The 6,554-nt window shown below is 57.8% G+C and carries 8 protein-coding genes; all 8 read right to left on the bottom strand.

Features of this window, described 5'->3' with window-relative positions; all coding sequences use genetic code 11:
• Nucleotides 1-892, bottom strand: an 892-nt coding sequence (locus OXG98_17730) for a M20/M25/M40 family metallo-hydrolase (GenBank protein MCY3773851.1), incomplete at its 3' end; no start/stop codon positions are given.
• A 112-nt stretch (nucleotides 893-1,004) separates the two neighbouring features.
• Nucleotides 1,005-2,036: a C45 family autoproteolytic acyltransferase/hydrolase gene (locus OXG98_17725; GenBank protein ID MCY3773850.1), complete on the bottom strand. Its 1,032-nt coding sequence runs from the start codon at nucleotides 2,034-2,036 to the stop codon at nucleotides 1,005-1,007.
• Between the two features lie 78 nt (nucleotides 2,037-2,114).
• Nucleotides 2,115-3,122 (bottom strand): ornithine cyclodeaminase family protein, encoded by a 1,008-nt coding sequence (locus OXG98_17720; protein ID MCY3773849.1) that lies wholly within the window; start codon nucleotides 3,120-3,122, stop codon nucleotides 2,115-2,117.
• 422 nt (nucleotides 3,123-3,544) lie between these two features.
• Entirely contained in the window at nucleotides 3,545-4,117 is a 573-nt protein-coding gene (locus OXG98_17715; protein MCY3773848.1) for an ion transporter, read from the bottom strand.
• 2 nt (nucleotides 4,118-4,119) lie between these two features.
• Complete coding sequence (locus OXG98_17710) at nucleotides 4,120-4,302, bottom strand: hypothetical protein (GenBank protein MCY3773847.1); 183 nt, start codon at nucleotides 4,300-4,302, stop codon at nucleotides 4,120-4,122.
• Nucleotides 4,303-4,753: 451 nt separating this feature from the next.
• Entirely contained in the window at nucleotides 4,754-5,284 is a 531-nt protein-coding gene (locus OXG98_17705) for a hypothetical protein (protein MCY3773846.1), read from the bottom strand.
• Nucleotides 5,285-5,602: 318 nt separating this feature from the next.
• Entirely contained in the window at nucleotides 5,603-6,256 is a 654-nt protein-coding gene (locus OXG98_17700) for a response regulator transcription factor (GenBank protein ID MCY3773845.1), read from the bottom strand.
• The coding region (locus OXG98_17695; GenBank protein MCY3773844.1) for an ATP-binding protein at nucleotides 6,257-6,554 on the bottom strand (298 nt) is incomplete at its 5' end.

Raw genomic sequence — 6,554 nt, 5'->3', positions numbered from 1 at the left:
CAATTGAAACCGCCTGCCGATCGAAAGTCAGATTGATCTCGGCCCGGAAGTCTGGATCAGCCTGGCGGCATCGTTCGGCGATTCCTTCCAGTTCCGCAACAAACCCCTGGGCGGTCTCGCCCGGAATCGTACGCCTTTCCACACCCAGGTGGCAGGTCGCGGGATAACTTGACATTTCACGCCCACCGTTGATCGTCGAAGCATGAACCGATCCCGGTCCGAGCATCGGATCGCCCGGTTGTGTTGCCAGCTCCGCCTGAAGGTCCTCGAGCCCTTTAAGAAACCCGCCCATTTTCGTGATGGCATCGATTCCCTCGGCCGGCAGAGAACCATGAGCGGCGCGGCCCCGCGCGATGACATCCGCCCAGGCGAATCCCTTATGCGCGACGACGACGTCCCCACTCGTGGGTTCCGTCACGATGGCGGCGTCGGCCGTCACGCCGGCGTCCAGAACGGCGCTGGTGCCCACACTGAAAGCCTCTTCGTCGGCGACCGCCGTCATGACGACATCCCCTCTAAGCCGCATGCTTCGCGCTCTTGCCAATGTAACCATCATCGCGGCGACCGACGCTTTCATATCTATCGAGCCGCGTCCGTACATTCTTCCACCTTCGACCCTCGGTTGGAACGGATCGGCCATGCCTTCGACGCCGACTGTATCGAGGTGGCCATTCAGGATGATCGAGCGTCCGCCCCCCGTACCCCGCGCGATTGCAACCACGCTTGGACGTCCATCGGCATCTATGATTCGAACGTCGGGGGTCTGATCTCGACACCAGTCTGCGACGAAGGCGGCGATTTCCGCTTCGCCCGCGCCGGCCGGGGACAGCGCGGGGTTCGTCGAGTCAATCGAAACGAGTTTTGCCGTAAGGCCCAGCAGCGGGCTCGTCATATGTCATGCTCCTCGAATCAAGGTATTGCCTTGCACACCTCAATCGTACCGGGGGTCGTTAAAGCACTCGGTAAGAGAGCGGCAATGCAGATCACAGCAACTGCGACCGATTTCATACCTCGTACGTCGCCCACGAACCCAGACAGCCGTGCCCGCGGCGCACATGGAACAACCGTTTTTCGGGTTCCGCGATATAGCCGGAGATTGAGTGCATCCGGACCGCTCCGTGCCGGCAGATTCCACCGGGATCGTTCTCGTGATCGGCCAGCATCTGTTTGATCGTGTCTACGGTGATGGTACCCCAATGTTGCTGCACCAGAACCTGCATCCGGTCCAGGCGCGGACAGGAATCGCGCAGAAAGCCGGTTTCATGGCCGGCAAACTCCGGAGTCAGGTAATGGTTGGCGTGTAGACAGGCGTCCGGATGCTTATCCCGGAACTGGGCGATTCCCTCGGGCCGTACCTCCACCGCACCGATGTTCCCATGCCCATCGCATAACATTACGTTGGCGGCCGAGCAGGTCCGGTGCCTGGCCAGCAATTCGATACAGTCTTCGATCGTCCGTTGCTCGAGCATCAGGCGTTTGAGCGGGTAATGCGGAAGCTCCGGCTTCCAGGCGTAGTCATACAGCGCATTGGCGAAATGGGCCACGCCGTATTCGTTCATCCCGGAATATCCCAGCTGACCGGCGAAAGTGAACATCATCGCCCGCGGGCGTCCGTCGCCGGGTTTGACACGCAGAAGAATCGCTACGTCGGCGTATTCCGGTTCGAGATCCTGGTTCTGCCCGGCCAGCGTCCGCCCATCGGCCGTGGCCGTCCGCGTCAATGTAAAGGCCGTACAGGCTCCGTCCGGCATCTGCGCCGCCTCGGCGCGGGCCTGGCACAGGACCGCTTCTTCCAGGCTGATCTCCGCGCCGGCGGCCAAACCCTTTACTTCTTCGGCAAAGGCAGGGCTGAGGGCCTCAAACAACGGCCAGAAGTTCATCGCATTGCGGCATAGCACGTCGCGGGACTTGTCCGTCAATCTTTCGATCCACAGCAGATAGCGTCGTACCAGACGCCCTGCCTGCGCGCCGTGCTGGTAGCCCATTTCATAGGAGCTTCCCGCTACTTCGACGAGCGGGAACGTGTGACCGGTCATCGTGTCCTTTTCCGGCTGGGATGCGAAACAGAACCAGGCAGTCGGGGAACGATGCTACCATGGCGTTACATCGGACCCTCAAGGCGCGATGTAGCGGTCTCCGCCGAACTCCACGCTGGTGCCCATGCCCCGTTCCAGCGCCTGGTGATATATGTAGTGCGCTGAAGCGACGTCTTCGACGGCCAGCCCCAGGGACTTGAACAGGGTGATCTCCCGGGCCCCGGTGCGGCCCGCGTTCCGGCCGAGCAGGATCTCGCCGAGTTCGCCCAGGATATGGTCTTCGGTTATCGCGCCTTCTTTTTGCGGGATCAGAAAATCTCCGGCTTCGTTTACGGTCGATTCGCGCCGGTCCACGAAAAGCCGGGCGCGCGCCACGGCGTTCGTATCGAGCTCCCGGGTGAAGGCCACGCTGGAGCCGGCCGCGTTGATGTGCGCGCCCGCCCTGATCCAGTCGCCCATCAGGATCGGCTCACGGGCCGATGTCGTGGTACAAATGAGATCGGCCCCCGTTACGGCTTCACGGGCCGATGCCGCCGCCTCGATCTCCATGCCCTGCCGTTCGGCTTCCCGTTCCACGAAGGTCCGCAGATGATCGGAATTGGGGCTGTAGACTCTTACCCGCCGGATCGCACGCGCTACCCGCATCGCGTCCAGATGGGTCCGGGCCTGTACGCCCGAGCCGAGGATGGCGAGGTCACCGGCCTCTTCATTGGCCAGCAACTGGGTCGCGACCCCACTGACAGCGGCCGTACGAATCGCCGTGATCGAACTGGCGTCGATAACGGCCAGCAGGTTGCCATGCTCCGATCCGAACAACAGCACCACGCCCTGGTGCGAGTCATACGCACTGCCGTGGTTGCCGGGATACACGGTGACTATCTTGATGCCCAACGCCTCGGGCTCGCCCAGGTATCCCGGCATCATGCCGATCAGGCCGCGGCGGTCGGGCAGCCACATCATGTCCCGCAACGGCTGCACCGCGTCCCCGGCGGCAAGGGTTCTGAGCGCCTCGACCATCACTTTCATACAGTCGCGCATGGGAAGCAGCCGGGAGACCTCCCCTTGATTGACGATGAGCGTTTTCATACGATTCGGTTCTCCCGGGACGTTCAGCCTGCGGGAACGGGCATGATACCATGCGGTATCGGCGACGATCGAATGAGATTTGACATTCATCCTGTACGAATGGTCTACAGGATGTATCAACTACATCTTATCGGATGATGACATAGCCGTCAACGCTATACATCTTGCCGCCGGCCGCGTCGACCGGCCAACGGGCCTTGATACCTGAGAATCAGCTTCGGACCAAAGCTGCCTTCGCCGTCCCATGGGATGTCGACAGGAAGATCGCCTGGAAGACGACCGAATTTACTTGGGGCTCTTGTCTCTGGCCATAGCGGCAGGGGAGATAAACGGCCTGACGACAGTCTGCAGCGCTTGCCGAAGGCCACGGGGATGTAACCGTACTTAAAGGGGCTCTTTTTTGCCGGTTGTATGCCCTTAACTCATTCGGCACAGGATTCGGACATGGGATCCGGTCCACCTGACTCATCCTGTTCGAGTCTGGCTTTTGACAGGGCGGACGCGATGATGCCAGAAGGAATTGCGATGATGCCAGAAGGAATTGCGATGATGCCCAGGCCGATCATCAAGAGCAGAAACGTAAAAAAACTGCCCCCGGGCGTCACCGGGTAAACGTCGCCATAGCCAACCGTCGTCAACGTTGCGACGGCCCACCACAGGCCGTCGAAAACCGATCCGAACTTCTCTGGTTGTATCTCCCGTTCGAAGTACCAGATTCCTGACGCCGGTACGTAGAGCAGTATCATGGACAGGATTACGAACAGGACGAGTTCTTCCTTGGCAATCAGTATCGCACGGTGCAGACGATCGGCCGCCTGGTTGTATCTGAGAAACTTCAACACCCTGAACACCCTCAGGAACCGCACCATGCGCAGGACCCGAGCGTCGATGTGGCCAACTCCCAGAACCGCAAGATAAAATGGAAGTACGGCCAACAGGTCTATGATACCGTAGAACCCGAATACGTAAGCGAATCTCTTCCTGGCAACGTACAGTCTCAGACCGTATTCAACGGTGAAAAACCGACCGTGACGACCTCCACCACGTAGAGCGCCGAGCGGGATTGTTTTGAAAGGCCGGGAACCGTCTCCAGAGAAAAGGTGATCACGGAAATCGTAATCATACCGAACATGGCGTATTCGAAAACCCGGCCATGCCACGTTTCCCGATTATCGACCATAGTATGCACGTGTGTCAAGAACGAGGTCGACTTCATATTCTCTGTTCGTGTTGCGTAGGAGTTTTGACACCAGCGCCAAAAACGGCTCGATCCGCGGACCGCTCGAGACGTATACCGGCATTGATCGAGGGCAGACTACAAGACGACTACGAGACGGGGTTTAAGACGCGATGGACGCCTTCCCGGCCAGCGGGCAAAGCGTCGTCTATCGCGTCAAGTTGCAAATCTCCAGTCACGGGGCTCAGAATCTCATTCTGGCGAGGAGTCCCACGCGGTGGTCGTCGCCGGCAGTTTCTGATGACGTTAAAGTCTGTCTTGCGATCTCATGCGAAACACGATCATTCACGAAACAAGTTGCGAGACGACCGTTATCCAGACGCGTCTACGCTAATCGCGCAGATGTTCGATAGGGCTTTGCACGGCCCTGGGAGTTTCTTTCTGAAGCCGGAGGCTACGACAAATAAGATTCCTTCACCTCCGCCTCTTCACCGTCGGGATACGGAAAATGACCCCGTGTTCCCCGGTTGACCTTAGCCATGCGCTCGCCGAAGACCATGTCTTCCCGGATCAGCGCCGAAATCCCGTGTATGCATTCCAACGACGGGACTCCGCCTGACGTAATGGCTGTTTCGGCTTCCTCGAGAAGTGAAGCGGTGTTTCTGTAAAGCTGAATATTGGGCGAAAGTCTGTTTTTGGCCGATTCGGGCAGCGACTCGCGGAGTTCCAGACATAACTGAAGGGCTTCCAGAACAGATGCCCTGGCACTCTGGAAGTGGTCCCACGCCGTGTTCAGTGAAGACCTGGATGATTCCGTATTCCCCGCCAGACACGAGTCGAAATCTTCGATTTCCTCCAGGGCGCCCAGTCCCATAAAGTAGTGTCCCCACCCGGTAAGGATCGACTGATAGACCCGGTGTTCGAAGGATTCTTTAAGATCCGTGTACTCAGGCATTGGCGGCAGAGCGCAACTGAAATGACTCATTACAGTCCTCCTTCGTGTTTACCTTAAGATTAAAGATGGAGGCCATTCGAGGTGGCTTCCATCGCGAACGAGTTCGTATATGAAATCGTCAGCCTTAGAAGTAACAGGGCGGGAAGACGGATGCTATAGGGTACAACCCTACTATTCTCAGTTTTCAGCCCCCAAAATGGCTGAAACTGACCCGGAACTGTCGGAATAAGCAGGATAAGGGGAAGGAAGGGGAGAGAGGCTGAAGGACTTGACATTCACGGGAGGCAAGCCGGGATTTAGATTCGGCGGAGGACTGGCTATGTCGATTCAGCTATGGCCTCTTGCGGATCAGTCGTCCAGGAAGGCGAGTTGGTGCTTCGCAGCTATGAGGATGAGTTCCGGCAAACTACGGACCTTCAGTTTCCTCATCAGCGTAGCGCGGTGCTTTTCCACGGTCTTGGTACTGATGTTGAGAATCTCGGCGACCGCCTTATTGGTACGGCCCTCGGCGATCATTTGAACGATCTCTCTTTCCCGGGACGACAACCGTCCAATAATGGTTGATGAGGCATTTGCCGAATCTGTTCGCAGGTATTCCGACAGGACCGTCTGCGCGATGGGAGGCGAAAGATAGGTTTCACCCTTACTGACGGACCGGATGGCGATCAGGAGCTCTTCGGGAACAGAGTTCTTGAGGAGGTATCCCTTCGCTCCGCTTCTAAGCGATTGACGGACCACGCCTTCATCCGAATGCATGGATAAAATCACGACGCTTGTTTCGACGTCCAGCGAGTCTATCTGTCGCGTGGCCTCAATGCCGTTCATCAGCGGCATGGCGATATCCACTATCGCCACGTCCGGTCTTTTCTTTCGGACCAGTTTCAAAGTTTCGAGACCGTCGGCGGCTTCGCCAACGACTTCCAGTTCCTCCCACTTTTCAATCAGCGATACGATACTTTCGCGAACCAGGTGGTGGTCATCGGCAACGACGATTCTGATCATTCACCCTCCGTTGGGAATCGAAGCAATCAACTCGGTACCCGACCCAGGCTCCGATTCTATATGTAAGTATCCTTCCAAGGACTCCAGGCGCTCACGCATGCCGATCAGGCCGGTTCCGCCTTCTTTTTGATTCACCGTATTCGTACCGGGGTCGAAACCCTTTCCATTGTCGAGGATAGACAACTCAATGTACCGACCCTTCAGTTTCAAATCAACATCGACGCGTGTGGCTTTGCCATGCCTTACGCAGTTGGTAAGACCTTCCTGCAGTATCCGGTAGAGGCACGTGCTGGCTCTA

This window comes from Gemmatimonadota bacterium, assembly GCA_026706345.1.
Classification (GTDB): domain Bacteria; phylum JAAXHH01; class JAAXHH01; order JAAXHH01; family JAAXHH01; genus JAAXHH01.
This window is presented reverse-complemented; position numbering and strand designations above follow the sequence as displayed.

What these genes read in the sequence shown, in the direction of transcription:
- OXG98_17725 (MCY3773850.1), bottom strand. Translation starts at nt 2,036, where the DNA reads ATGACCGGTCACACGTTCCCGCTCGTCGAAGTAGCGGGAAGCTCCTAT.
- OXG98_17720 (MCY3773849.1), bottom strand. Translation starts at nt 3,122, where the DNA reads ATGAAAACGCTCATCGTCAATCAAGGGGAGGTCTCCCGGCTGCTTCCC.
- OXG98_17710 (MCY3773847.1), bottom strand. Translation starts at nt 4,302, where the DNA reads ATGGTCGATAATCGGGAAACGTGGCATGGCCGGGTTTTCGAATACGCC.
- OXG98_17705 (MCY3773846.1), bottom strand. Translation starts at nt 5,284, where the DNA reads ATGAGTCATTTCAGTTGCGCTCTGCCGCCAATGCCTGAGTACACGGAT.
- OXG98_17700 (MCY3773845.1), bottom strand. Translation starts at nt 6,256, where the DNA reads ATGATCAGAATCGTCGTTGCCGATGACCACCACCTGGTTCGCGAAAGT.